The sequence below is a fragment of the Ekhidna sp. genome (assembly GCF_965247405.1).
GTDB lineage: Bacteria > Bacteroidota > Bacteroidia > Cytophagales > Cyclobacteriaceae > Ekhidna.
Genome location: NZ_OZ252014.1, coordinates 776,641 through 801,159, shown reverse-complemented (window position 1 = coordinate 801,159; position 24,519 = coordinate 776,641). Strand labels below are relative to the sequence as shown.

Annotated in this window: 24 protein-coding genes and 1 tRNA gene; 20 read left to right on the top strand and 5 right to left on the bottom strand. The window is 40.9% G+C overall.

Features of this window, described 5'->3' with window-relative positions:
- On the top strand, nucleotides 1–735 hold the full coding sequence (locus ACP14Y_RS03560; RefSeq protein ID WP_424961598.1) for a class I SAM-dependent methyltransferase: 735 nt from the start codon (nucleotides 1–3) through the stop codon (nucleotides 733–735).
- Here ACP14Y_RS03560 and ACP14Y_RS03555 read toward each other — a convergent pair.
- Both ACP14Y_RS03555 and ACP14Y_RS03550 read right to left on the bottom strand, forming a co-directional pair.
- Nucleotides 732–1,652 carry an NAD-dependent epimerase/dehydratase family protein gene (locus ACP14Y_RS03555; RefSeq protein ID WP_424961597.1) on the bottom strand — a complete coding sequence of 307 codons (921 nt, stop codon included), beginning with the start codon at nucleotides 1,650–1,652 and terminating at the stop codon, nucleotides 732–734. The genes ACP14Y_RS03560 and ACP14Y_RS03555 overlap by 4 nt on opposite strands.
- A gap of 107 nt (nucleotides 1,653–1,759) precedes the next feature.
- Complete coding sequence (locus ACP14Y_RS03550; protein ID WP_424961596.1) at nucleotides 1,760–2,413, bottom strand: phosphoadenylyl-sulfate reductase; 654 nt, start codon at nucleotides 2,411–2,413, stop codon at nucleotides 1,760–1,762.
- Between the two features lie 103 nt (nucleotides 2,414–2,516).
- Here ACP14Y_RS03550 and ACP14Y_RS03545 point away from each other — a divergent pair, with 103 nt between their 5' ends.
- The 18 genes from ACP14Y_RS03545 (at nucleotide 2,517) to ACP14Y_RS03460 (ending at nucleotide 21,715) form a co-directional block, all read left to right on the top strand.
- The gene (locus ACP14Y_RS03545; RefSeq protein WP_424961595.1) at nucleotides 2,517–2,927 is read left to right on the top strand and encodes a 6-pyruvoyl trahydropterin synthase family protein; all 411 of its coding nucleotides are present in this window, start codon (nucleotides 2,517–2,519) and stop codon (nucleotides 2,925–2,927) included.
- The gene (folE, locus tag ACP14Y_RS03540) at nucleotides 2,890–3,579 is read left to right on the top strand and encodes a GTP cyclohydrolase I FolE (protein ID WP_424961594.1); all 690 of its coding nucleotides are present in this window, start codon (nucleotides 2,890–2,892) and stop codon (nucleotides 3,577–3,579) included. The genes ACP14Y_RS03545 and folE overlap by 38 nt, the downstream gene beginning before the upstream one ends.
- A 99-nt stretch (nucleotides 3,580–3,678) precedes the next feature.
- Nucleotides 3,679–6,057: a sodium-translocating pyrophosphatase gene (locus tag ACP14Y_RS03535; RefSeq protein WP_424961593.1), complete on the top strand. Its 2,379-nt coding sequence runs from the start codon at nucleotides 3,679–3,681 to the stop codon at nucleotides 6,055–6,057.
- A gap of 79 nt (nucleotides 6,058–6,136) precedes the next feature.
- Nucleotides 6,137–8,602 carry a ligase-associated DNA damage response DEXH box helicase gene (locus ACP14Y_RS03530; RefSeq protein WP_424961592.1) on the top strand — a complete coding sequence of 822 codons (2,466 nt, stop codon included), beginning with the start codon at nucleotides 6,137–6,139 and terminating at the stop codon, nucleotides 8,600–8,602.
- A 9-nt stretch (nucleotides 8,603–8,611) separates the two neighbouring features.
- The gene (locus tag ACP14Y_RS03525) at nucleotides 8,612–9,043 is read left to right on the top strand and encodes a DUF2147 domain-containing protein (RefSeq protein ID WP_424961591.1); all 432 of its coding nucleotides are present in this window, start codon (nucleotides 8,612–8,614) and stop codon (nucleotides 9,041–9,043) included.
- A complete protein-coding gene (gene pdeM / locus ACP14Y_RS03520) occupies nucleotides 9,043–9,675 on the top strand; it encodes a ligase-associated DNA damage response endonuclease PdeM (RefSeq protein WP_424961590.1) in 633 nt (210 codons plus the stop codon). The genes ACP14Y_RS03525 and pdeM overlap by 1 nt, the downstream gene beginning before the upstream one ends.
- 245 nt (nucleotides 9,676–9,920) lie before the next feature.
- Nucleotides 9,921–10,460, top strand: coding sequence for an RNA polymerase sigma factor (locus ACP14Y_RS03515; RefSeq protein WP_424961589.1), 540 nt, complete (start codon nucleotides 9,921–9,923; stop codon nucleotides 10,458–10,460).
- Between the two features lie 2 nt (nucleotides 10,461–10,462).
- A complete protein-coding gene (locus tag ACP14Y_RS03510) occupies nucleotides 10,463–11,374 on the top strand; it encodes a hypothetical protein (protein ID WP_424961588.1) in 912 nt (303 codons plus the stop codon).
- Between the two features lie 41 nt (nucleotides 11,375–11,415).
- A complete protein-coding gene (locus ACP14Y_RS03505) occupies nucleotides 11,416–12,306 on the top strand; it encodes a cell division protein FtsX (RefSeq protein WP_424961587.1) in 891 nt (296 codons plus the stop codon).
- 4 nt (nucleotides 12,307–12,310) lie between these two features.
- The gene (locus ACP14Y_RS03500) at nucleotides 12,311–12,535 is read left to right on the top strand and encodes a DUF3098 domain-containing protein (RefSeq protein ID WP_424961586.1); all 225 of its coding nucleotides are present in this window, start codon (nucleotides 12,311–12,313) and stop codon (nucleotides 12,533–12,535) included.
- The gene (locus ACP14Y_RS03495; protein WP_424961585.1) at nucleotides 12,532–13,317 is read left to right on the top strand and encodes an undecaprenyl-diphosphate phosphatase; all 786 of its coding nucleotides are present in this window, start codon (nucleotides 12,532–12,534) and stop codon (nucleotides 13,315–13,317) included. The genes ACP14Y_RS03500 and ACP14Y_RS03495 overlap by 4 nt, the downstream gene beginning before the upstream one ends.
- Before the next feature lies 1 nt (nucleotide 13,318).
- Nucleotides 13,319–13,993, top strand: a complete 675-nt coding sequence (gene truB, locus ACP14Y_RS03490) for a tRNA pseudouridine(55) synthase TruB (RefSeq protein WP_424961584.1) — start codon at nucleotides 13,319–13,321, stop codon at nucleotides 13,991–13,993.
- Entirely contained in the window at nucleotides 13,980–14,906 is a 927-nt protein-coding gene (locus ACP14Y_RS03485; RefSeq protein WP_424961583.1) for a bifunctional riboflavin kinase/FAD synthetase, read from the top strand. The genes truB and ACP14Y_RS03485 overlap by 14 nt, the downstream gene beginning before the upstream one ends.
- Nucleotides 14,903–15,706: a M48 family metalloprotease gene (locus tag ACP14Y_RS03480; RefSeq protein WP_424961582.1), complete on the top strand. Its 804-nt coding sequence runs from the start codon at nucleotides 14,903–14,905 to the stop codon at nucleotides 15,704–15,706. The genes ACP14Y_RS03485 and ACP14Y_RS03480 overlap by 4 nt, the downstream gene beginning before the upstream one ends.
- A 77-nt stretch (nucleotides 15,707–15,783) precedes the next feature.
- On the top strand, nucleotides 15,784–16,113 hold the full coding sequence (gldC, locus tag ACP14Y_RS03475) for a gliding motility protein GldC (RefSeq protein WP_424961581.1): 330 nt from the start codon (nucleotides 15,784–15,786) through the stop codon (nucleotides 16,111–16,113).
- 189 nt (nucleotides 16,114–16,302) lie between these two features.
- Entirely contained in the window at nucleotides 16,303–19,173 is a 2,871-nt protein-coding gene (locus ACP14Y_RS03470; RefSeq protein ID WP_424961580.1) for a TonB-dependent receptor, read from the top strand.
- Nucleotides 19,174–19,185: 12 nt separating this feature from the next.
- Nucleotides 19,186–20,811, top strand: a complete 1,626-nt coding sequence (locus ACP14Y_RS03465) for a hypothetical protein (RefSeq protein ID WP_424961579.1) — start codon at nucleotides 19,186–19,188, stop codon at nucleotides 20,809–20,811.
- 67 nt (nucleotides 20,812–20,878) lie between these two features.
- Nucleotides 20,879–21,715: an ion transporter gene (locus ACP14Y_RS03460; RefSeq protein WP_424961578.1), complete on the top strand. Its 837-nt coding sequence runs from the start codon at nucleotides 20,879–20,881 to the stop codon at nucleotides 21,713–21,715.
- Here ACP14Y_RS03460 and ACP14Y_RS03455 read toward each other — a convergent pair.
- A complete protein-coding gene (locus tag ACP14Y_RS03455; RefSeq protein WP_424961577.1) occupies nucleotides 21,712–21,870 on the bottom strand; it encodes a hypothetical protein in 159 nt (52 codons plus the stop codon). The two genes, ACP14Y_RS03460 and ACP14Y_RS03455, sit on opposite strands and share 4 nt — an antisense overlap.
- Before the next feature lie 71 nt (nucleotides 21,871–21,941).
- Between ACP14Y_RS03455 and ACP14Y_RS03450 the strand changes: the two genes are divergently transcribed.
- The gene (locus ACP14Y_RS03450) at nucleotides 21,942–22,313 is read left to right on the top strand and encodes a hypothetical protein (protein ID WP_424961576.1); all 372 of its coding nucleotides are present in this window, start codon (nucleotides 21,942–21,944) and stop codon (nucleotides 22,311–22,313) included.
- Nucleotides 22,314–22,648: 335 nt separating this feature from the next.
- Here ACP14Y_RS03450 and ACP14Y_RS03445 read toward each other — a convergent pair.
- A tRNA-Arg gene (locus ACP14Y_RS03445) sits at nucleotides 22,649–22,722 on the bottom strand.
- 571 nt (nucleotides 22,723–23,293) lie between these two features.
- Nucleotides 23,294–24,505, bottom strand: a complete 1,212-nt coding sequence (gene sucC, locus ACP14Y_RS03440) for an ADP-forming succinate--CoA ligase subunit beta (protein ID WP_424961575.1) — start codon at nucleotides 24,503–24,505, stop codon at nucleotides 23,294–23,296.
- Between the last annotated feature and the right edge of the window lie 14 nt (nucleotides 24,506–24,519).

Here is a 24,519-nt window from a genome sequence, read left to right as displayed (position 1 = left end):
ATGAAAGACAACTTCTCCACTCAATCCCTCGAATATGCCAAATTCCGCCCAGTCTATCCACAAGAGCTGATCGATTACCTTATTTCTTTAACCCAAAGTCAGGATAATTGCTGGGACTGTGGAACAGGAAATGGTCAATTGGCAGTAAAACTAGCTGAGCATTTTTCGAAAGTTTATGCCACAGACATCAGCGAAAAGCAGCTTACTAATGCTACTCAGAAATCCAACATTGAATATTCTAAGCAGCCCGCAGAACAAACCAACTTTCCAGATCAGCATTTTGATTTAATCACCGTTGCACAAGCTGCACATTGGTTTGATCATGACCGATTTAACATGGAAGTGAAGCGCGTTCTTAAACCCAATGGAGTGATTACCTTGATCGGGTATGGATTGGTACAAATTGAAGGAAAAGTAGGAGAAATAATCAAAGACTTTTATTGGAATGTAACCCATCCTTACTGGGATCCGGAACGCGATCACATTGAAGCTGCTTACAAAACGATTCCTTTTCCTTATAAAGAGATCGAAGATGTACCTTCATTTGAGATGAAGAAACAGATGAGGCTAGATGATTTGGTTGGATATATCAGCACCTGGTCGGCTGTGCAGCACTACATCAAAAAGAATGATCACTCTCCGATCGATAAATTGTACAAAGACCTAAAAGCTATTTGGAACGACAAAGTTCTGGAGGTTGATTTTCCGATTTTCACCCGAATCGGAAGGAGCTAAAAAGCAAATCTACTCTTAAACTCCTCCAGCTCTACTTTCAACTCACGACTTTCAAATCGATCGATGTAATCAAACAACTTACTATCCGGATTGATTTTTAGCTCTCTCAGATTCATATGCTGATTGGTGAATAAAAATTCAAGTGAAGGATAGATTTCTTTTAATACATCCACGATATCCAGAATCTGTAGATTCTTGTCTACCAGGTTGTACGTACCGCTGGGTACTTCATTCGTAATGGTTTGCGCCAATGCACTACAGAGATAGTCAACGTGGATAAAGGCTCGGGACTGTTTTCCATTTCCATTGATCTGGATACGATTGGTGAAGTTTGCGTCAAACATGAATCGGTTGATTACCGCATCAAAACGCATGGATTTACTGTATCCATACACGTTTCCACCTCGGATATTGATGGCATTCTTTTTCTCTGCCATTCGATTTACATGCTCCTCTCCTCGCAGTTTCGAAATGCCATAAAAGGTGGAGGGTGCGGGTGTAGCAGATTCATCAGAAACCTGATCACTAGCTCCATATACGGAAGTACTACTTAGATAAATAAATTTGGAGATATCCGACTCCTCCGCACAATACACTACTTCCGCAGTTCCCCAGTGGTTGACTTGCTCGTAGAAATGTGGATCGGTATTCGCAAAAGGAGTGGTCACAATGGCAGCCAGATGGACAACTACATCAGCATCTTTCATTAATTTTTTCAATTGCCGAGTATCCAGGATATCTCCCCGGACTGACTGAATCTTCTCTTTGTTCTGATATTCTAAACCTAAAAAGAAGTTGTGATGTCCTTTACTGAGGTTATCATATACCGTGATCTTTTCAATTTCAGGATTTGAAACCAGGTGCTTGACCAGCTTTGTTCCAACATATCCGGCTCCACCGGTAATAAGTACTTTCATATTCTTTAATTGATAATTAAATGATATCCCCTTGAGGGGATAATAGGGGTGTAAACATCCCCCCGCAACCACACCTTCCCAACGCACCCCCCTTCAAAGGGGGAATATTATTTAATTAAATCCGTATGTAATCCACACTCTACTTTATTTAAGCCAAACCATCGGGCTTCTCTTTCTTGCATATCCAGGTCCATTTTTCTGGTACATGGCTCACATCCAATGCTGATATACCCTTTTGCATCGAGAGGATGCTTAGGCAGATCATGTTCTTTGATGTATGCAAATATTTTACGATTGTCCCAATCCAGCATGGGATGAAATCGAATGCTATCAAATGGGGCTGGTTGCTCTACCTTCATGGCTTTTCGTACGGCACTTTGATCACCTCTCACCCCATTGATCCACACATCGTGGCTGGCAAGGACTGACTCCATCGGCTGTGTTTTGTTTAGGTAGCAGCAATGATCCGGGTCAGTGGTAAACAATAGTTTCCCATTTGCTTCACGCTGCATATACTTAGGGGTATTTGGTTTCAAATCCACAATGCGTAAACCTAACTGTTCCGCGACTTCATCCCTGAAGGAAATTGTTTCTGGAAAAAGATATCCGGTATTAATGAAATAAACGGGAATTGAGCTATCGATCTTACTTAAAATATGAAGCATGGGTATGCTGTGGGTCTGGAAAGAAGAGGTGGTGAAAAGTCGTTTTCCTTCACTTTGGTATTGCTCTATTTTTTTTCTGATTTCGGGGATCTCCATATCATAGATTTCAAGGCAAAACAAAGGCACATAAAAATAAATTCATAGCGAGACGAAACATCTTTATAAAAGCCGTTGTTATGAGTTCCAGTAATTTTGCAATATGCCACGAGTTACAGTAAACAGAAAAGAACATTTCAATGCAGCCCACCGGCTGTACAATGAATCCTGGTCAGATGAGAAAAACGAACAGGTTTTTGGTAAATGTAATAACCCGAACTGGCATGGGCATAATTATGAAGTAATCGTAAGCCTAACTGGAGAACCTGATGCAGATACCGGATATGTTTACGATATGAAGAAGCTGAGCAACCTTGTAAAAGAGAAGGTACTCAATCGCTTCGATCATAAAAATCTGAATTTGGATGTAACCGAATTCAAAAATTTGAATCCAACAGCTGAAAATATCGTCAAAGTCATCTATGATTTGCTGAGGCCTGAGGTAGAAGACGAGTACGAGATGAAAATAACTTTATATGAAACAGAAAGAAACTACGTCGAATATCCAGGATGAGGAGCATGATGCGTACGCTGATCAACACGTAGGATCATCTTATGATACTCCACTTCGCCCGGATGCCTTTGAGCAAGATGATGAACTAAAGATTGAATTGATTTCTAAACACTTCAAGGAAATCATGCAGATTCTCGGACTTGATCTTCAAGATGATTCCCTTTCAGGTACTCCGAAAAGAGTAGCTAAAATGTATGTTCAGGAAGTATTTTCCGGATTGAATCCTAAGAACAAACCGCAAGTCCGGTTATTTGAGAATAAATACAAGTATGATCAAATGTTGGTAGAGAAGGACATTACCTTCTACTCCCATTGTGAGCATCACTTTGTGCCTATTTACGGTAAAGCCCATGTTGCTTATTTTCCCAATGGCAAGGTGATTGGGCTGTCAAAGATTAATCGTATTGTTCAATATTACGCGAAACGTCCACAAGTCCAGGAGAGACTCACCGTTCAGATTGGAAATGAACTAAAATCAATCCTCCACACTGATCATGTGGCTGTGGTCATGGATGCATCTCATATGTGTGTGTCTTCCAGAGGAGTAAATGACACAAATAGTCAAACCGGAACAGCTTTTTTTGACGGAAAATTTAAAGACCAACAGATTAAAACAGAGTTTTTAAACTACGTCAATTCAAATACTAAATAAGAGATACAAAAGATCGTTTCTAAAAATTCATGATTGGTTTCTATTAAAAATTAGTTGACCTATCTTTGCCGACTGTTTTTGAAAACCATTTAAAAAATCATGGATAAATTAATCTATTTAGTGCCTGCCCTTGGGCTTTTAGGGCTTCTTGTGATGATCATCAAATCCCGCTGGGTCTATAAGCAGGATGCAGGTGATTCGAAGATGCAAGACCTTGCTAATCACATTAGAGAAGGGGCCTTGGCATTTCTTAGTGCTGAGTATCGAATCCTGGCTATTTTCGTAGTATTAGCAGGCGTTCTTTTGGGAGTAATCTCTTCCCTCGTTGAAACCACACACTGGTTCATCATTGTAGCATTTGTCATTGGCGCATTTTTCTCTGCCTTGGCAGGAAACATAGGAATGCGTATCGCAACAGCTGCCAACGTAAGAACGACTCAAGCAGCAAGAACAAGCCTACCACAGGCATTAAAAGTATCTTTTACAGGAGGAACTGTGATGGGGCTTGGAGTAGCCGGTCTTGCAGTTTTCGGCCTGAGTATCATATTTATCTTATTATTCCAATACTTCATGGGAGGCCAATGGACTGCTAATGGAGTTAACGATATGACGATTGTGCTTGAGGCACTTGCTGGTTTCTCTTTAGGAGCTGAGTCTATCGCACTATTTGCCAGAGTTGGTGGTGGTATTTATACCAAAGCTGCGGATGTAGGAGCTGATTTGGTAGGAAAAGTGGAAGCGGGAATCCCAGAGGATGATCCAAGAAATCCAGCAACCATTGCTGATAATGTTGGAGATAACGTTGGTGACGTGGCTGGTATGGGCGCTGACCTGTTCGGTTCTTATGTTGCCACTGTGCTTGCATCGATGGTACTAGGAAACTATGTAATCAGAGATATGGGCGGTTCCATTACCGATGAGTTCAATGGAATTGGACCTATTCTTCTTCCGCTTGTAATTGCTGGTTTAGGAATTGTATTCTCAATTCTTGGAACCATGCTAATCAAAGTATCAGGTAACGATGCAAAGGAATCACAAGTGCAGGCGGCACTCAATAAAGGAAACTGGGGATCGATTATTCTCACGGCAGTAGCATGCTATTTCGTAATTGATCTTCTCCTACCTGCCGAAATGACCATGGTGTTCTTCGGAGAAGGAAGCCTCACCGTAACTTCAATGAGTGTATTCTATGCGGTGTTAGTAGGTTTGGCTGTAGGCGGTCTTATTTCATACTTCACTGAATACTATACAGGTCTTGGTAAAAAGCCTGTAGTAGATATCGTACAAAACTCTGCAACTGGAGCTGCAACAAACATCATTGCAGGTCTTTCAACAGGAATGATTTCTACATTCGCACCAATCCTTCTTTTCGCAGGTGCGATTTGGGGAGCATATGAGCTTGCTGGTTTTTACGGTGTAGGTATCGCTGCATCTGCTATGATGGCTACCACAGCCATGCAGTTAGCGATTGACGCTTTTGGGCCGATTGCCGATAATGCTGGTGGTATTGCTGAGATGAGCGAACTACCTGACGATGTAAGAGAGAAAACAGATATTCTTGATTCTGTTGGTAATACAACTGCAGCGATCGGTAAAGGATTTGCGATTGCTTCTGCAGCATTGACTGCATTGGCACTTTTTGCAGCATATGTAACTTTTACAGGGATTGATGGAATCAACATTTTTAAAGCAGATGTTCTTGCAGCGTTATTTATTGGAGGAATGGTGCCAGTAGTCTTCTCTGCATTAGCGATGAGATCGGTTGGAAAAGCAGCCATGGAGATGGTTAAAGAAGTAAGACGCCAGTTCAAAGAGATTCCGGGTATCATGGAAGGCACTGGAAAACCTGAGTATGGTAAGTGCGTGGACATTTCTACTAAAGCAGCACTAAGAGAGATGATGCTTCCGGGAGCAATCACCATCATTGCACCGATCCTGATTGGATTCTTCATGGGTCCTGAAGCACTTGGTAGCTACATGGCTGGTGTGGCAGTGTCCGGTGTACTTTGGGCAATCTTCCAAAACAACGCAGGTGGCGCATGGGATAATGCTAAGAAATCCTTTGAAGCAGGTATTGAAATCGATGGTGAAATGACATATAAAGGTTCAGAAGCTCATAAAGCGGCAGTAACCGGAGATACAGTAGGGGATCCATTCAAAGATACTTCTGGTCCATCAATGAATATTTTAATCAAATTGACTTGTCTGGTAGGTCTGGTAATCGCTCCAATTCTAGGTGAGGTTTACGGATCGGGACACGGTGCAACTGAGGAGACTGCAACCGTAGTTGTGGAGGAGGCTGAGCCCATCAATGAAGTGTCTAAAGAAATCAAAGTGATGATGGAGTCATTGGAAGATGGGCAAGTGCAAGCGATTGTGACTTCTACCACAGTTGAAGATGGAGAAAGCATGGTTAAGGTTGATACACTTGTTGGCGAGAAGTCAGCTATTGAAGAGCAAATCAAAGCAATGAAATAAGTTTCATTCGAAACAAAATTTGAAACCCCGGCTTATTTAAGTTGGGGTTTTTTTGTGCCTTTAATTTAACTTCCGATCTGTGGCAGATAAGGAGCTTTTTCAAATAGCCGAAGACTGGTTTCAGTCCAAAGGATGGAAATCTTTCGCATTTCAGCGGAAGACCTGGGGAGCATATTTAGATGGCAAAAGCGGATTACTAAATGCCCCCACTGGTTCCGGTAAAACCTATGCACTTTGGGTTCCATGTGTATTGGAATTTTTAAAAACACATAAACTGCATGATGTAAGACCTGAAGTTCGGGTTTTGTGGATCACCCCATTGAGAGCTTTGGCAAAGGATATTCAGAGTGCCATGCAAAACTTTTGTAATGATCTGGATGTCCGATGGAAGGTGGGTTTACGAACAGGCGACACAACAACCACCGAGCGTCAAAAGCAAAAGAAAGTTGCTCCACAAGCACTGGTGATCACCCCTGAAAGTTTACATGTATTGTTGTCTCAAGCAGATTATCCCAACTATTTAAAAAATGTTCAAAGCATCGTCGTTGATGAGTGGCATGAATTAATTGGCACTAAAAGAGGAGTAGCTACCGAATTAGCCATTTCTAGACTTAAGAAGCTAACAGGTGGTAAACTTAAAATATGGGGAATTTCAGCGACTATTGGAAACTTACCACAAGCCAAACGAGTGCTGCTTGGTGAAGATCTCCACAAAGACGCTATTTCAATCAAATCGGATATTGAGAAGCAAATTGTAGTGGAGTCCATCATGCCGGACGAAGTGGAAAAATTTCCCTGGTCGGGGTATCTGGGTGTAAAACTCATCGATAAGGTTGTTCCAATTATTGAGCAAAGCAATACCACTCTTCTCTTTACCAATACCCGATCTCAAACCGAACTGTGGTACCAGGCAATTTTAAAAGCAGCACCTGATCTGGCCGGAGTAATGGCGATGCATCATGGATCCATGGATCAGCATATTCGAAATTGGGTTGAGGACGCACTTCATGAAGGAAAGCTGAAGCTGGTGGTTTGTACCTCAAGCCTGGATTTGGGAGTTGATTTTCGTCCGGTAGATACGGTCATTCAGATTGGCGGCCCCAAAGGGGTTTCCCGGTTTCAACAACGTGCGGGTAGGAGTGGACACGGTCCCGGTGAAATCAGTCGAATATATTTTGTACCAACTCACTCATTGGAATTAATAGAAGGTGCTGCACTTCGATCAGCAATTAAAAATGGAAGATTTGAACAAAGGAAACCATTGGAAAAATGTCTGGATGTCCTGGTACAATATCTGGTAACACTTTCAGTAAGTGGAGGTTTTCGACCATTAGAGATTTTGGAGGAGGTTAAGCAAACCTATAGCTTTCGATTGCTGACTGGTGAGGAATGGAATTGGGTTTTAGAGTTCATTACTACAGGTGGAAGTACCCTGGGAGAATACGATGAATTTTCTAGGGTTTATAACGATGGTGGGGTTTATAAGATCATTAATAAACGCGCAGCTCAGCGGCATAAACTCTCAATAGGCACCATAGTAGGCGACCCGGCCATGAGTGTAAAGTTTATTACCGGGGGGCATTTAGGTACGGTTGAGGAGAGTTTTGTTTCCAAACTAAATCCCGGAGATACCTTTTGGTTTGCCGGTCAAAACCTGGAGTTTGTGCGGATAAAGGACTTGACTGTTCTTGTAAAAAAGTCCAAACGAAAGAGCGGGCTAACTCCATCGTGGGGAGGAGGAAGACTCCCATTGTCATCTTTACTTTCAGACCAAATAAGGGAAAAGCTTCAGCTAGCTATTATGGGGGACTTTACTGACCCTGAGCTTCATAAGATTAAACCTATATTGGATCTTCAGAGCCGCATGTCAATGATTCCGGATAAAGACTCGCTTCTGATAGAAAAGGTAGAAACGGAGCACGGACATCACCTCTTCTTTTTCACTTTCGAAGGAATGTTTGTGCATGAGGTCTTAGCTGGCCTGATAGCCTACAGAATGAGTAAACTTCAAAAGATTACCTTCTCAATCTCCATGAATGACTATGGATTTGAGCTTCTTTCAGATCAGGAAATCGCAATCGAAGAAGCGCTGGAATTAGATCTCTTTTCGGAAGAGAATCTCTATCAGGACATTAATGAATCGATCAACATGACGGAGATGGCGCAACGCAAGTTTCGGGATGTTGCAACCATTGCCGGCTTGATTTTTCAAGGCTATCCTGGAAAAAATATTCGAGCCAGACATCTTCAGGCTTCCTCAGGAATTATTTACAAGGCATTTAAAGAGTACGATGAAAGCAACTTGCTTTTAAAACAATCCATGGAAGAGGTCATGACGCTTCAACTGGATCAATCCCGGTTTATGGAGGCCATACGTAGGATTAATTCACAGAAAATCATTTTAAAAGAGACGACAAAGCCAACCCCCTTTGCTTTCCCCATTTTGGTAGATATGATTCGAAGGGAGCGGCTGAGTTCGGAAGATGTGACCGACCGTATTTTAAAAATGCAGATGCAGCTTGAACGATCTGTCAGTGAAGATTAAATTTGACCTATGAAAATTGCATTATCTCTTATTTCACTGTTTTTAGCTTCGTTGCTATACAGTCAGTCTATTGTCGGAACCTGGAAGACCATCGATGATGAATCTGGTAAACCCCGGTCTGTGGTAGATATTTATGAAAAAGATGGTCGATACTATGGGAAGATCATAAAGCTCTTTAGAGAACCTGGAGAGGACCCTGATCCGGTTTGTGAGGAATGTGAAGATCACCGAAAAGGGAAGAAAGTGATTGGGATGGAGATCATCTCTGACATGAAATATGACAAAGGAGATGAGGAGTACCGTAAAGGAGAGATTCTGGATCCTGAAAACGGGAATATTTATGACTGCAAACTTTGGATTGAAGAAGGAAAGTTAAAAGTAAGGGGCTATTTACTCTTTTTCTACCGAACCCAAACCTGGCTACCATATACGGAAGGGTGATGGAGGTCAAGATTTCGGGTGAAGTTCTCACCTTACTTCCTGAGCGAGCCATTTTTTGGAAAAAACAACAAACGCTGATTTTGTCTGATCTCCACTTAGGGAAGGCAGGGCATTTTAGAAAACATGGAATCCCGGTTTCCAGAAGAATACACCTCACTGATATTCAGACTCTAGAGGCACTAATCAAGCGATACAATCCTAAGAAAGTACTGCTGCTTGGAGATCTTTTTCACAGTTTTGAAAACAACGAGTGGCAGGATTTTCTGAATTTCCTTCAGGTCTTTGACTCAATCAATTTCACCCTGGTTGAAGGAAATCATGACATCCTTCCGGAGTACCCAGTTGCACTTGCAGTAACTCCCCATTTGGAGATGGAGCCCTTTTCTTTCTCTCATTATCAAGAGCCTTCTTCATTTTATAATATTTCAGGACACATACACCCAGGGGTGATTGTGCGGGGAAAAGGTAGGCAAAGCATTACTTTGCCATGTTTCTATTTCACAGTAGATCATGGAGTTTTACCTGCCTTTGGACAATTTACTGGTTTGAAGAAAATAAGACCTGGAAAGGGAGATTGTGTTTATGGAGTAGCGGAAGGAAGTGTGATCGATTTAACCCGTATTCTTGGATAGAACTTAGTTATTTTGATTTCAAAAACATTCTACTGAATAGCTTTAAAAATTTCTTACAAAGGGAATTTTTAATGGATTATCCAGATAAAGCAATTGCTTTCGTCTGTTTCCCAAATGTAGTTTTGGCTTAATAATCTTTATGAGATAACGTGAGTTTTATCGTATTTTACAATTGATTAACCCTTGAACTCACCAGGGAGGGGTTACTAAATGGATATTAATCGTATTAAAAACTGGCTTGGTGTATGAAGGACAGTGAGATACTGGAGCGAATTAGTCGCGGAGATGAGCGCGTACTTGATCATCTGTATAAGAAATATTACAGGATGATGACCAAGATTGTGCTTAGTAACAACGGAACTGAGGACGAGGCGAAAGATGTATACCAGGAAGCCTTACTCGCTTTTTGGCAGAAAGCTGTCAGTGGAAAGTTGGTTTTGACATCTAAAATCAGCACCTACTTATACAGCATCTGTCTCAATCAGTGGAGAAAGGAATTAGATAGAAAAAGTCGTTTGAGCAATGAGGAGGTTGATCGTGAAGAATTTCAAACGCACGACGCTAAAGAGCGGCTGAAAATTGTGATGGATTGCATTGCTCAATTGGGCGATGTATGCAAGAAAGTGCTTACGCATTACTATTTCGATGGAATGGGTATGCAAGAGATAGCTGAGAAAATGAATTTTGCCAATACTGATACGGCAAAGACAAAAAAATATAAGTGTAAGAAGAAATTAGATAGTTTAATAAAGAGGAAATACACCACCGAAGACTTTTTTGATTAGACATGACAAACCAACAACTAGAGCAAATCGATAAGTACCACTCCGGCAGGATGAGCGAGTCAGAAATGACAAGTTTTGAAAAGCAATTGGAGTCAGATCCAGCCTTAAAAGCAGAGAATGATCTGCAAGCCGATATTGTAGGCGGTCTGAAAGAATATCGCAAATTAGAGCTTAAGGCGCGCCTTGACGCCATCAATGTAGGCCCAACCTGGATGGAGTTTATGGGGCAGTCTGCGTTGATGAAATCAATGGGTGGTGTGATTGTAGCCTCATTAATTGGTACAGGTATTTACCTATACGGGGAACAAGATGACCAAATGGAATCGGGAGCCGAAGTGACAATAAATGCTCCTGTTGCTGAATCTATGGAGTATGTCTGGGAGTTGGGTCAAGAAGACACTGATATTTCAGTAAATACCGAACTAGAGAAACCTGAAATAGCTAATGAACCAGCTGTGGAACAAAAGTCTGATATTCAGACTATAGATCAGCAGTCTGTAAATGAAGAACTGGTAACAAGTAAAGCTGATAAAGAGGTGTTCAAACCATCTTTTGAAGCGCCTGCCGTGGCAGATGTCGAAGAAGACAGTAAATTCCAATCTGCAGGTTTAGATGAGCTACCTGAAACCACAAATACTACTGCATCCGAAGATCCGATTGATGTAGAGACTGAAATCAATCGAAGTAAGACGATCAAATACAAGTACTATGATGGCAAGCTTTTCTTGAGCGGTGATTTTGATAAATCCACTTATGAGATCCTCGAGATCAATAGCGCTTCAGGGAGACGCATCTATGTCTACTACATTGATACATATTATAAAGTAGGAACGACCGATCGTCTAACTGAACTACCCGCTGTGAAAGATCAGAATGTGATCACGGAGCTGGAGTTGCTCAGAGAAAATAAGTAATGTTCCAAAGCATTTCCATTTTGCCTAAATTCGTGGCTTAAATGGAAGAGAAGAAGACCAGAAAAAAACGTAAGCTCGGAAGCTACCCCTTTGCCAGTGTGGTATTTAGTATCACAGTGGCATTGTTGGTTTTAGGGCTTTTTGGTTGGTTGTTGATACATAGCTCAAGGCTTGGCACTCAGATTCAGGAGAATATTGAAGTTCAGGTTTATCTCAATAAAAACATCTCTCAGTCTGATATCACCAAAATCCGAACAGCGATTGCGTCTAAGCCCTACACCTTAGTAAAAGAAACACCGCAGATCACGCTGATTACCAAAGAAGAAGCTGCCAAGCAATTTATTGAAGCTACCGGCGAGGATTTTAAAGATTTTTTAGGAGACAATCCACTGAGGGATCTTTTTGCAGTTAAAATCAAAGGCGACTACCAGGCACTTGATAGTTTAAATCAAATCAAAGGAGAAATCGAGGGCATGCGTGGAGTGTTCGAGGTAGAGTATGAGGAGAGCCTCATTGAGAGTATCAATGAGAACCTAACTAAAATAGGATTTATATTGCTTGGTATAGCCATTTTTGCTCTGCTCGTAGTAATTATCTTGATTAATAACACCATTAAACTGGCACTGTTTTCTCAACGATTCTTAATAAGAAGTATGCAGTTGGTGGGAGCAACCAGTTCTTTTATTCAGCGCCCATTCCTATACAGATCCATGCTCTATGGTTTTTTTGCCGGTGTTCTGGCCTGTGGAATAATCTATGGATTCACCATCTATATGAATGGAATGATTGAAGGATTGGAAGAACTTCAAGATGCGAATGGATTTATTTTACTGTTCGGACTAATCCTAATGATGGGAATCATCGTAGGATACTTCAGCTCTTTACGAGCGATTAGAAAATATTTAAAAATGTCACTAGACGAACTTTATTAAAGACATGTCAGAAAAAAGAAAACTTGCTTTCTCAAAAGTCAACTACATAATCATGATCACCGGAGTTATTGTTCTTGCTCTGGGATTCGTTATCATGACGATGGATACAGAACCTTATGGATTTGGATTTCTTGGATTGACGCTGGGACCTGTAGTGGTCATGCTTGGTTTCATTATCCAGTTTGTAGCCATTTTTTATAAACCGAAAACAAATTCAGATTCTGAATGAGCTGGATTGAAGCCCTGATTCTGGGAATCATACAAGGACTTACAGAATTCTTACCGGTTAGTAGTAGTGGTCATTTGGAAATAGGATCGGTACTTCTAAACGCTCAGAGCTCAGATAATTTGCTATTTGCAGTTACAGTTCACTTAGCCACGGCACTGGCAACAATAGCTGTTTTTAAAAATGATATTGTGGAGCTGCTTAGGGACATCTTCAAGTTTGAGTGGAATGATTCTACACAGTTTGCTGCTAAGATTATTCTTTCCATGATTCCCGTGTTTGTAGTGGCGGTCTTTTTCAAAGACCAAATTGAAGCACTGTTTATTGGGAATCTGTTGCTGGTTGGTTCCATGCTTTTGATAACCGGAGGTTTGTTGCTTTTTGCCCATTATAAAAACGACGGCACCAGGTCAGTTGGATTTGTTGGTGCAATTATCATTGGCATAGCTCAGGCATTTGCCGTGCTTCCCGGAATTTCCAGATCCGGTTCGACGATAGCTACCGCATTGATTTTAGGAGTGGAGCGATCCAAGGCTGCCCGGTTTTCATTCCTTATGGTTTTGATACCGATTCTTGGTGCAAGTTTGCTTGAAATAATGGATTACACGGAAAATACTGCAGCTCACTCGATCAATGCATCCAGTCTTATTATTGGTTTTCTAGCTGCATTTATTTCTGGCTTTATTGCATGTAAATGGATGATTAAAATCGTGAAAAGGGGCAAGTTGACCTACTTTGCCATTTATTGCTTCATAGTTGGAATTATAGCGATTACAGCAACCTGAAATGGAAAATACCTACGCTGAAGGAAGGCTCATATTAATCAATAAACCGGTGGACTGGACATCATTTGATGTGGTAAAAAAACTTCGCTATACGCTGAAAGTAAAAAAGATTGGTCATGCGGGTACCCTTGATCCTTTAGCTACAGGACTGCTCATCATTGGCACGGGTAAATTCACAAAAAAGCTAAATGAGCTACAAGGACTGGATAAAACCTATGAAGGCATTATTGAAATTGGGAAGACAACCCCATCCTATGATTTAGAAACGGAATTTGATTCTGAAAAGGACTGGTTAGGAGTAACTGAAAATCAGCTTGAAGATGCCCGAAAGCAATTATCTGGTAATATCGAGCAAATACCGCCTGCTCACTCGGCCATCAAAGTAGGAGGGGAGCGAGCTTACAAAAAGGCAAGGAAGAATAAAGAAGTCAAACTTGAACCCCGATCGTTGACGATCCATGACTTTCAAATTGATTATTCGAACCTCCCGGAAGTAAAGTTTAAAGTATCATGCTCAAAAGGCACCTACATTAGAAGTCTGGCTCATGATTTCGGTCAAATGATAGGGGTAGGGGCGTATTTAAAAAAACTGGTACGAACCAGCGTAGGAGAATATCAGTTGTCAGATGCAGTAGATTTGGATGAATTTGTTCAACAGCACAATGCAGGTAGTTGATCACATAGAGGCATTCGAGAAACCGGATTTTGCGGTGGTAACGATTGGAACGTTTGATGGCGTGCATGTTGGACATCAGGCGATTCTAAAGCGTCTTGTCTCTGAAGCAAAGAAAAATAATGGGAAGAGCGTATTAATTACTTTTTGGCCTCATCCGCGCTTTATTCTCAATAAAGACGCTGAGAAGCTTAAGCTACTCTCAACGTTTGAGGAAAAGGTAGAATTGATAGCTGATCTGGGTGTTGATTACATTCTAAAAATTGCGTTTACGCCTGAGTTTTCAAATCTCAGTGCTGATGAATTCGTCAGACAAATACTGGTTGAAAAAGTAGGTACCAAAAAGCTTTTTATCGGCTATGATCACCATTTTGGTAACAATCGGGAAGGGAATATCCATTTCCTCCACGAGCATTCCGGAAAGTATGGATTTGAAGTAAATGAAATCTCCAAACAAGAGATAGATCACATTGGCATCAGCTCCACTAAGATTAGGAATACCCTGGAAAGTGGTGAAATACATTTAGCCAACTCACTTTTAGGGAGGAACTATTCCATTAAAGGAAAAGTGATTGATGGGAATAAAAAAGGTCGATCCATCGGGTTTCCTACGGCTAATATTGAAATTCCGCAAACCTATAAGCTACTTCCCGCTGATGGAGCATATGCTGTAAAGGTTTGGGTTGATTCACTTATGTATAATGGAATGCTTAACATTGGCTTTAAACCCACAGTAGATGGGAGCAACCGCACCATAGAAGTTCATCTATTTAATTTTGATGCAGATATCTATGGAAAGGAAATTGTCGTTGAATTTGTGCGAGCTTTACGAAAAGAAATGAAATTTGAGAGCATCGAAGAATTGAAAAATCAACTTCATAGAGATCGGGAAGCGGCAATGGATATTTTATCATGAGAGTTGGTTACTACACCATATTAACACTATTTGCTTTTGTATCCCTCCTGGGTTGCAAAAAGACAGAAGATCTAATTGACTTTACGGAAGAAGATGAGGTGCTGCTGGGTGAGAAGCTCTCTGAAATGATTTTGGAAGATGGGAGTTTTGGCGTGATTCCCTCAGAAGGAAATAGCATTGCCTATGGATATGTGAATTCTCGATTGAATGAGATCACCAACTCATCTGCCATTACTAAAAGCGAAGAATTCAATTGGACAATTACCCTTTTCGATGACGAAACCAGACAGGCATTTGCATTGCCGGGAGGGTATATTTATGTGAGCACAGGAATGATCTTTTATTTGGCAAATGAAGATCAGTTTTCTGGTCTGCTGGCCCACCTTGTGGCACATGTTGATCAATCACATATTACAGAGAGACTATTTTTTAAATATGGAGTAAATGGATTAAAGTCCATTGCCACAACTGGTGATGCAGAAAAGCTCAATCAGATTATTGCTGATTTAGATTTAAGAGGAACATATGTACAGCTTTCGCGAGCGAATGAATTAGCCGCTGATACCCTATCCATATCATTATTAGCAGGTTCCGATCAGGCATGTAACGCATGGGGTGTGTGTATGGATCGGATATTAAATGTTCAACCGGAGCTGATTTCCGTATTTATTGGCGCTCACAGGCTGGATACTACCAGATTGGAAACGATTGATGCATTTGCTGATGCATTAGGTTGTGATACGACAATAGATGATGAATCAGACAATCGTTTCATTTCTTTTAGAAATTCACTTCCGTAACTCGTTCCTTTTTGGAGTAGCAGTGCAGGATTACTCAGATTCACAAAAAAACGACTATTTAAATACCATTATTTCAAATGAGAAAATCAGAAATCAAGTTTGTAGTAGAGTTAGATAAGGAAAACATCCCCGAAAAAATCATGTGGGATGCAGATGAAAAAGATCAACCGGGTCCATCGGAGACCAAATCGATCAGCTTGTCTCTTTGGGATCATGAAAATAAGAATACCATGCGTATCGACCTCTGGTCTAAAGATATGCCCTTGGATGAAATGAAGCATTTCTACATTGATTGCTTAGGTGGTTTGGCACAAAGCGTTTTGAATGCCACCGGAGATGAATACATGAATCAGGAGATCTCTGCATTATGTGATAAGCTGGTGGAGCATGTAAAAAATGAAGGATAACTCAGCGTTGAGATTTCAATAGAAATTCCTTCTTTTCATGAAAAATCACTAATATTATGCATGCATAATATATTTCTATTGAAATATTTGCATGAGCCGCTTGTCAATTAGTGGATTTTAGCTGGTTAATTGTGGCCAAATTTAATTATTATTATTACCTAAAATTTTAAATCACAAAACATCAACCTTATGATTAGGAATTTGACAAAGATGATTTTTGGGTTGGTCTTGACCGTTTGTTCGGTTGCGGCTTATGCCCAGACCACCGTGAGTGGAACCATCGTAGACAGTGAGGGCGAACCACTAATTGGTGTTAACGTCCTTGTGCAAGGTACTGTACTAGGTACTATCACAGACATAGATGGTAAATTCACATTGACGGTTCAGTCACAGCCACCATTCAATCTGGTGGTTTCTTATGTTGGCTATGAAACTCAAAGAATTGAAGTTTCTGCCAGTACCACACAAATTGATGTACAACTAGAGGAATCAACACTTTTAGGACAAGAAGTGGTGGTTTCAGCATCCAGAGTGGAAGAAAGCTCGCTTAAATCACCTGTTAGTATTGAACGAATGGACATTCTTGATATACAGAGTGCGCCATCTCCGGATTTTTATTCGGGAATAAAAAACCTGAATGGGGTTGATTTCAGTACGCAGAGTTTGACCTTCAAGTCTGTAAATGCCCGTGGTTTTGGAGCTAATGGTAACACTCGATTTGTACAACTAATTGACGGAATTGACAACCAGGCGCCAGGGCTTAACTTCCCGGTAGGGAACGTAGTAGGGATTAGTGAGCTGGATCTAGAGAGTGTTGAATTGATACCTGGAGCTGCATCTGCTCTTTATGGACCAAATGCGATTCAGGGAATCTTACTGATGAACAGTAAGAGTCCATTTGATTATCAGGGACTTGATTTCTACTCAAAAGTTGGTGTAACTCACGTAGATGAAGAAGATCATGAAATGTCCCCTTATACGGATATTGGATTAAGATATGCTAAGGCAATCGACAACAAATGGGCATTTAAGATCAATGCTTCATGGTTGAGAGCACAGGATTTTATTGGTGTGGATTATAGAGATCAAAGCGGAGCGACAGTAGAAGGAAATTTAGCCAGCAACAGACAAAATAACAGAACATATGATGGAATCAATGTTTATGGTGACTTCCTGATCGATGTAGGTACTGTTGCTGATATAGCCATAGCTGGAGGAAATTCGGATGTTCAATCTATACGTAGTTTACTTCCTAACGGTGCTAATGGCGCGTTTTCACCAACAGGTTACAGAGAAGTTGATTACGTTGATAATACAACAGAAAGTCTGAAGTTAGGTGGAGCATTGCACTATCGATTGAGTGATAAAATCGAAGCTTTGGCTCAAGTAAACTGGGGGCAAGGTAGCTCAGTATATACTGCAAACGACCGATTCATTCTGGATAACTTCTCCATTTGGACTGGTAAGTTGGAACTAAGAGGTGATAATTTCTTTGTAAGAGGCTACACTACACAGGAAAATGCTGGTGACACCTATGCTGCAAATACGATTGCTTCCTTAATAAATCAACGAAGGTATTTACCAGTATATTTTGGTGCTTACACTGATTTCTTGACAGGGGGAAATACCACTGGTACAAATCCTGATGGCACACAGTACGATGCAAATAATTACACGGCATTGCATGCTGCCGCCAGAGCAGTGGCAGATGCCGCACAGCCAGGTGTAGATTCAGAAACCTTCCAATCCGATTTTAATGAATTCAGAGAGCTTTCTATCGCAGATGGAGGTGCAAAATTCCTTGATAAGTCAGCACTGTGGCACTATGAGGGTAGTTACAACTTCAAAAATGAAATTGATTTTGCTGATGTGGTAGTTGGAGCAAATTTCAGAACGTACGCATTAAACTCCGAAGGAACTTTATTCACCCTGGATGAAAATGGTGATGAGGTTTCTTTCAACGAATTTGGTGGATACCTTCAGGTTTCTAAAAATGTTATTGACAATGTGAAGCTTCAGGCTTCAGTTCGTTATGACAAGAATGAAAACTTTGATGGTCAGTTCTCTCCAAGAGTTTCGGGTGTTTGGGAATTCCTAGCGGATCAAAACCTTAGAGCTTCATTCCAGAGAGGGTTTAGAATCCCGACTACTCAGGATCAATACATTGATCTAGATGTAGTTACCAGAAGATTGATTGGTCGAAATGATATCTTAACTGAAAACTACAACATTGAAAGAAACACTGTTTACACTACTGAAAGTGTAATGGCTGCTCAGGCAAGTGGAGATGTAAATGATTTGGTTGTTGCTGCCGATGCATATAAACCATTTGAAACTGAGAAAGTAACAACATGGGAGGTGGGATACAAAGGCCTACTTATGGATGGTAGACTATTGATTGATGCATTTTACTACAACAGTACTTATCAGGATTTCGGAGCAGAGATTGACGTAACACAAGCTGTAGTGACAGGGGATATTCAGTCTGTTCCTAGTGGGTATGCAGTAGGCTCAGCAGGAGCTCGACACGATGACGCAGAATTACAAACTTTTGTAGATGGAGGAGGAACCGGAATTAGTCTTCAGCGATACGGATACGATACTAACATCGACGAGGATATTAATTCTTATGGTTTTGGCTTTGGTGCTGAATATACTTTCCTTGAGGGATTCAATTTTGGAGCAAATGCATCCTACAACAAACTTGAGGATTTGGATGATGTAACGGCAAGAACGTACAATGTTGCTTTCAACACACCCGAGTGGAGATACAATATCACATTTGGAAATAGAAAAGTGACAGAGCGAATTGGGTTTGGATTGACCTACAGATGGCAGGATGCTTTCCTATGGCAGTCAGCGATTGGTTCTAGTATCATCTCAGATTTTGCTACTTTGGATGCTCAGGTTACCTACCGACTTCCAAGTATAAATGGAAGACTAAAGATTGGTGGTTCAAACATTCTTAACGAACGTTATACCACTTCACATGGAAACCCTAGAATGGGAGCTCTATACTATGTGCAGTTGAATCTTGACAACATCCTAAGCAACTTTTAAAAAAGTATTAAAATGAAAAACTTATATAATAAAATACTTATTTCAACTTTTGCTATAGTCGCTTTGGCCTGTAGCAGTGAAGATGATTTGACCGAAGATTGGATAGAGGTTAATGAGGTGGAAGCTCCAGCTCCGGGTACTTCTGGAGACCTAGATCTTTCAAGTTATATTGCAATAGGTAACTCACTATCCGCTGGATTTGCAGATGGTGCACTGTACAATCAAGGTCAGGAAAATAGCTTCCCTAATTTACTAGCGGGTCAATTTGCTGTAGTCGGTGGAGCCAATTTCAATCAGCCAGATATCAACTCTGAAAATGGGTTTAATTCAACTTTTTCAGATATTGATAACGGCGTGATAGCCGGGAGGACTATACTGGATTTATCACTTCAAGCACCAGTACCGACAACAGGTGAATTGATTGGGTCTTATTCAGGTGATAAAACAACTCTAGGGAATTTTGGAGTACCAGGAATGAAGCTTGGTGATTTAGAAACTCCTGGATATGGATTCCCTGATGTCGGTAATCCTTATTTTACACGATTTGCTGCTGATCCTAATACTTCTAGTGTCTTGGGTGACGCGCTTGCTGTAGATCGAACTTTTTTCACATTATGGTTAGGAGCTAATGATTATCTAGGATACGCTCTGGCTGGTGGTCAGGGAGATGAGCCATTAACGGCATATTCATCTACAGATTTTGCAACAGACTTAGGTTCGGCATTAACTCAGTTGACAGCCAATGGCTCAGAAGGTGTTGTAATTGATTTACCACCTGTTGTAACCTTACCATTCTTTCAAGCTGTAACCTGGGATGCAATTGAGCTAGATGCAGCTACAGCAACTGAATTGAATGATGGTTTAGCAGCAGTCAACACTGCGTTACAAGGAACCTTAAGTGCCGGGTATGATGATAGTGAAGATATTGCTCGAAGATTAATATCATATTCAGAAGGGGATAACCCGATACTTGTCCATGATGAGGAACTCGTTGATTTGGAACCTTATTTTGATAATCTTGAGGCCGGAATGGCAATAACTGCACAAGAAAGAGCAGCTTTAGTTCCTTATGAGCAATCAAGGCCTCTTGTAGATGGTGAATTGGTTCTATTAAGTGCCGGCGCTATCTTAGGTACTGAGGCTGATGGAGATGATACTGAAGAAGATACACCTATTGGAGTAGTTATACCTCTTGGCTTTTCATTTACAGAAGCAGCCAATGGTGATCAATATTTTCTAAATAGTGAGGAACAAACGGCCATTGTTACAGCAAGAGCCACTTACAATGGAGCCATTTCAGCTACTGTAACAAGCTTGAATGATGCAGGGGCAGATATTGCTCTTGTTTCAGTTCAGCCACTATTTGTGGATATGCTTGGTCTTGATGCAGCAACGGCTACAGCGCTTGCTTTACCAACAGGTTCAGCCGACGGTGTTCAAGGAATTGAAGTTGATGGAGTTACCTTAACTCCGGATTTTGCACCGAATGGAGTATTTTCTACTGATGGTGTGCATCCAAATCCACGTGGACATGCCATTGTTGCCAATGAAATTATTGCCACGATGAATGCTCGTTGGAACGCAAGCATTCCGAGCATAAGCGTGTTGGAGAAGCTTGGTGTGACATTTCAGCAATAATCTTTGAGAAGATAAAATTTAAACCCCGCTTTTAGCGGGGTTTTTTATTTCATAGTATTTTTATCGTATGTCCCAGCCCAACTTTAAACACTTCCCACGTATTAGAAATCAATTATTTGAGATTGTTTTCGGTACTGAAACACGAGCAGGTAAGCTTTTTGATATAGTGCTCCTGTGGGCCATTGTACTCAGCGTAGTGAGCGTCATGCTCGAAAGCGTGAAGGAAATTCGAGAATCTTACGATACAGTATTTGTAGTTCTGGAGTGGTTTTTTACTGTGCTTTTCTCCGTAGAATACTTACTGCGTTTGTTTATCACTGCAAAACCCAAGAAGTATGCATTTAGCTTTTTTGGAATTGTTGACTTGCTAGCCACATTACCTACTTACATCACCTTATTTATGGCAGGTGGTAGTTACCTTGTTGTAATCAGGTCATTACGTCTGTTGCGTATTTTCAGAATTCTAAAACTGGGAAGGTATCTAAGGGAAGCATCTGTTTTGTCCAATGCCCTTGCTGCGAGTCGCTACAAGATTTTTGTTTTTCTGGGAGCAGTGTTCACATTGGCAATGATTATGGGCACACTGATGTATATGATTGAAGGGGGTGAAAGCGGATTCACAAGCATTCCAAGAAGTATTTATTGGGCCATTGTCACGATAACTACAGTTGGTTACGGAGATATTGCTCCTCAAACAATAACAGGACAAGCGTTCGCGTCCTTACTGATGCTAATGGGGTATGCCATTATAGCGGTACCTACAGGTATTGTAACAACTGAAATTGCTCAGGCTGAAAGAAATAAGAAAACGGAAGAATCAAATAAACGAACGTGCGCAGCTTGTGGAAAAAAAGGACACGATGAGGATGCGATCTTTTGTAAGAACTGTTCGGCTAAGCTTTAAGCAGAAGGTTTGTTTCTAAACGTACGAACCACCAACCATATAATTACGATAGAAAACACTATTATAAGCATCACATTAGACACGTCAGACACAGTCAATGAATCTGCCCATTCTCCAAAATTCGTCTCTTTTTCTTCCATTATCTTTTTTGGCATAAATATAGCATTGATATACTCAAACGACCGAATACTTTTTGTAACTTACGTATGAAAAATTGTATTAATCTATGAAACTACTTTTAATAGCTATACTATTTTCATTTGCTCAATCCTCGGTCACTATCGTTAAAAACAATGGTGACCAAATCGTTTTGAGTCGGGCTATGTTTTACCAAAAGCAAGATGCTGGAACAAAAGACATAATTAGCTATTCATATCGTGGGAAACCTGGGAGTATAAAAATTAACGAAATCAAACGCATAAGCTTCAAAGAGACAGTGAGAAAAAAGAAAGGAGTTCCTACTTATCGTGTCATATTGGTGAGAAGTAACAACACTAAACTGGAAGTGGAGATGGACATGGTAAAGGTGGAAGGAATGACTGCTGATGGAAAAAGTGAATCTTTGGGTCTTGGTTCAATAGATAAGATTTCGTTTTAATACCAAGAATGATCCGTACAATTTCGAAGAAATCTAGAATCTTTAACCTGACAGCCGTGTGAGTAGGGAGTTTCGCAGATTAAAGTCATGGAAATCTAGTTGATAGGTGTAAAAAGAGATAGAAAAAGAAGAGTCCCCAGACAATTTTGTCTGAGGACTCTCTTTTTTTAAGTGCACTCGGAAGGATTACTCATTCTCCAAACCATACGCTCGGCCCCTCGTGAACCCTATGGGTTTCGAGCCGAGGTTCTCATCCTTCCTGTATCGTTTATAGAAATAGTGACTTGACTAGTTGTAAATAAAAAAGCATCTATCAACTGATAGATGCTTAAATGTGCACTCGGAAGGATTCGAACCCTCAACCCCCAGAGCCGAAATCTGGTATTCTATCCAGTTGAACTACGAGTGCATAAAGCTTACTTGCTTTCAGGGTCGCAAATATAGAAGGAACCAATTAAATTTAATAAGTAAGTCAAAAGCTATTCGTGATTAAGAAGTACGAAGTGGTTGACTGGACTGAAGATCCCCAAGTCTCACTCGTTCCTCGTTCGCAAGGGGATAGGGCGGAGTTTATTTCACCTTCGTTCCGTATTCCCTTGGGAGACCGACGAAAGGAGGTCGAGTCATGGGAATCTCATTGGTGAGGTAATTGAGAGAGGATTGGCTGGATTAGAAACAAAAGCCCCCCTGACAAAGTCGTCAGGGGGGCTTTACATTTCAGCGGTGATTGTATTTTCAGGTTTTTAGTAGTCTATTTAACTCAGCATGACAAGCAAAACAATCACCGTAAGCACTGATAAAAAAAATCTAACGTAACTCATAATTGAATCTATTTTGTTGTCAACTATAAGTCCACATACATCTCAAGTACCCCCAAATGATTCTTTGAATTATACAATTCGATCGATGAACAAAGGAATAAGAATAAAAAAAGCCCTGATAGGATTCTATCAGGGCCACAAATACTTTGCGTAATTATTTTATGAAAGTACTTCTTTCACTTTATCAGCTGCATCTTTTAATACAATTGCTGAAGTCACTTTCAATCCTGAATCTTCAATGATTTTAGCTCCTTCTTCAGCATTGGTTCCCTGTAGTCTCACAATGATTGGTACCTTGATGTCTCCAATATTTTTGTATGCTTCTACTACACCATTTGCTACTCTGTCGCATCGAACAATCCCACCGAAAATGTTGATAAGGATTGCCTTCACATTCGGGTCTTTCAGAATGATTCTAAAACCAGCTTCTACGGTTTGTGCATTTGCTCCTCCGCCTACATCCAAGAAGTTGGCTGGCTCACCGCCTGATAGTTTGATGATGTCCATGGTAGCCATCGCAAGTCCGGCTCCATTCACCATACATCCTACGTTACCATCAAGCTTCACATAATTCAGACCTGATTTTCCAGCCTCAACCTCCAATGGATCTTCTTCAGTCAGGTCTCTTAGCTCTGCAATGTCCTTATGACGATACAATGCATTATCATCGATATTCACCTTAGCATCTACAGCAAGGATTTTATTGTCAGATGTTTTAAGTACCGGATTGATCTCAAATTGAGATGCATCTGTTCCTTCATATGCTTTGTAGAGCGCGAAGATGAACTTGACCATACCCTTGAACGCTTCACCTTCCAGACCCAGTGCAAAAGCCACTTTTCTGGCCTGAAATCCTTGTAGTCCAACGGCCGGATCAATCCACTCTTTTACTATTTTGTCGGGTGTTTCTTCAGCTACGGTTTCAATATCCATTCCTCCCTCCGTAGAGGCCATGATAACGTTTTTTCCGGTAGCTCTGTCCAAAAGGATGGACAGGTAATATTCTTTAGGATCTGACTCTCCGGGATAATATACATCCTGAGCGATCAACACCTTGTTTACTTTTTTCCCTTCAGCACCGGTTTGGTGTGTCACCAAGGTTCCTCCTAAGATATCCTTGGCTTTTGGTGCTACATCATCCAGGCTCTTTGCCAATACCACACCATTTGATCCAGTCTCGTTGACTTTTCCTTTTCCTCGTCCGCCGGCATGAATTTGGGCTTTGATCACATACCATTCGGTACCAGTTTCCCTGTTCAGTTCTTTTGCAGCTTCCACTGCTTTATCTGGTGTGTCAGCAACCACACCTTCCTGGATGGTTACGCCGTATGACTTTAAGATTTCTTTGGCTTGGTATTCGTGAATATTCATTTGCTCAATGTTTC

Excerpts from the sequence above, each read along its gene's own strand:
- ACP14Y_RS03560 (WP_424961598.1), top strand. The coding sequence starts at position 1 with ATGAAAGACAACTTCTCCACTCAATCCCTCGAATATGCCAAATTCCGC.
- ACP14Y_RS03555 (WP_424961597.1), bottom strand. The coding sequence starts at position 1,652 with ATGAAAGTACTTATTACCGGTGGAGCCGGATATGTTGGAACAAAGCTG.
- ACP14Y_RS03550 (WP_424961596.1), bottom strand. The coding sequence starts at position 2,413 with ATGGAGATCCCCGAAATCAGAAAAAAAATAGAGCAATACCAAAGTGAA.
- ACP14Y_RS03545 (WP_424961595.1), top strand. The coding sequence starts at position 2,517 with ATGCCACGAGTTACAGTAAACAGAAAAGAACATTTCAATGCAGCCCAC.
- folE (WP_424961594.1), top strand. The coding sequence starts at position 2,890 with ATGAAACAGAAAGAAACTACGTCGAATATCCAGGATGAGGAGCATGAT.
- ACP14Y_RS03535 (WP_424961593.1), top strand. The coding sequence starts at position 3,679 with ATGGATAAATTAATCTATTTAGTGCCTGCCCTTGGGCTTTTAGGGCTT.
- ACP14Y_RS03525 (WP_424961591.1), top strand. The coding sequence starts at position 8,612 with ATGAAAATTGCATTATCTCTTATTTCACTGTTTTTAGCTTCGTTGCTA.
- pdeM (WP_424961590.1), top strand. The coding sequence starts at position 9,043 with ATGGAGGTCAAGATTTCGGGTGAAGTTCTCACCTTACTTCCTGAGCGA.
- ACP14Y_RS03515 (WP_424961589.1), top strand. The coding sequence starts at position 9,921 with ATGAAGGACAGTGAGATACTGGAGCGAATTAGTCGCGGAGATGAGCGC.
- ACP14Y_RS03510 (WP_424961588.1), top strand. The coding sequence starts at position 10,463 with ATGACAAACCAACAACTAGAGCAAATCGATAAGTACCACTCCGGCAGG.
- ACP14Y_RS03505 (WP_424961587.1), top strand. The coding sequence starts at position 11,416 with ATGGAAGAGAAGAAGACCAGAAAAAAACGTAAGCTCGGAAGCTACCCC.
- ACP14Y_RS03500 (WP_424961586.1), top strand. The coding sequence starts at position 12,311 with ATGTCAGAAAAAAGAAAACTTGCTTTCTCAAAAGTCAACTACATAATC.
- ACP14Y_RS03495 (WP_424961585.1), top strand. The coding sequence starts at position 12,532 with ATGAGCTGGATTGAAGCCCTGATTCTGGGAATCATACAAGGACTTACA.
- truB (WP_424961584.1), top strand. The coding sequence starts at position 13,319 with ATGGAAAATACCTACGCTGAAGGAAGGCTCATATTAATCAATAAACCG.
- ACP14Y_RS03485 (WP_424961583.1), top strand. The coding sequence starts at position 13,980 with ATGCAGGTAGTTGATCACATAGAGGCATTCGAGAAACCGGATTTTGCG.
- ACP14Y_RS03480 (WP_424961582.1), top strand. The coding sequence starts at position 14,903 with ATGAGAGTTGGTTACTACACCATATTAACACTATTTGCTTTTGTATCC.
- gldC (WP_424961581.1), top strand. The coding sequence starts at position 15,784 with ATGAGAAAATCAGAAATCAAGTTTGTAGTAGAGTTAGATAAGGAAAAC.
- ACP14Y_RS03470 (WP_424961580.1), top strand. The coding sequence starts at position 16,303 with ATGATTAGGAATTTGACAAAGATGATTTTTGGGTTGGTCTTGACCGTT.
- ACP14Y_RS03465 (WP_424961579.1), top strand. The coding sequence starts at position 19,186 with ATGAAAAACTTATATAATAAAATACTTATTTCAACTTTTGCTATAGTC.
- ACP14Y_RS03460 (WP_424961578.1), top strand. The coding sequence starts at position 20,879 with ATGTCCCAGCCCAACTTTAAACACTTCCCACGTATTAGAAATCAATTA.
- ACP14Y_RS03455 (WP_424961577.1), bottom strand. The coding sequence starts at position 21,870 with ATGCCAAAAAAGATAATGGAAGAAAAAGAGACGAATTTTGGAGAATGG.
- ACP14Y_RS03450 (WP_424961576.1), top strand. The coding sequence starts at position 21,942 with ATGAAACTACTTTTAATAGCTATACTATTTTCATTTGCTCAATCCTCG.
- sucC (WP_424961575.1), bottom strand. The coding sequence starts at position 24,505 with ATGAATATTCACGAATACCAAGCCAAAGAAATCTTAAAGTCATACGGC.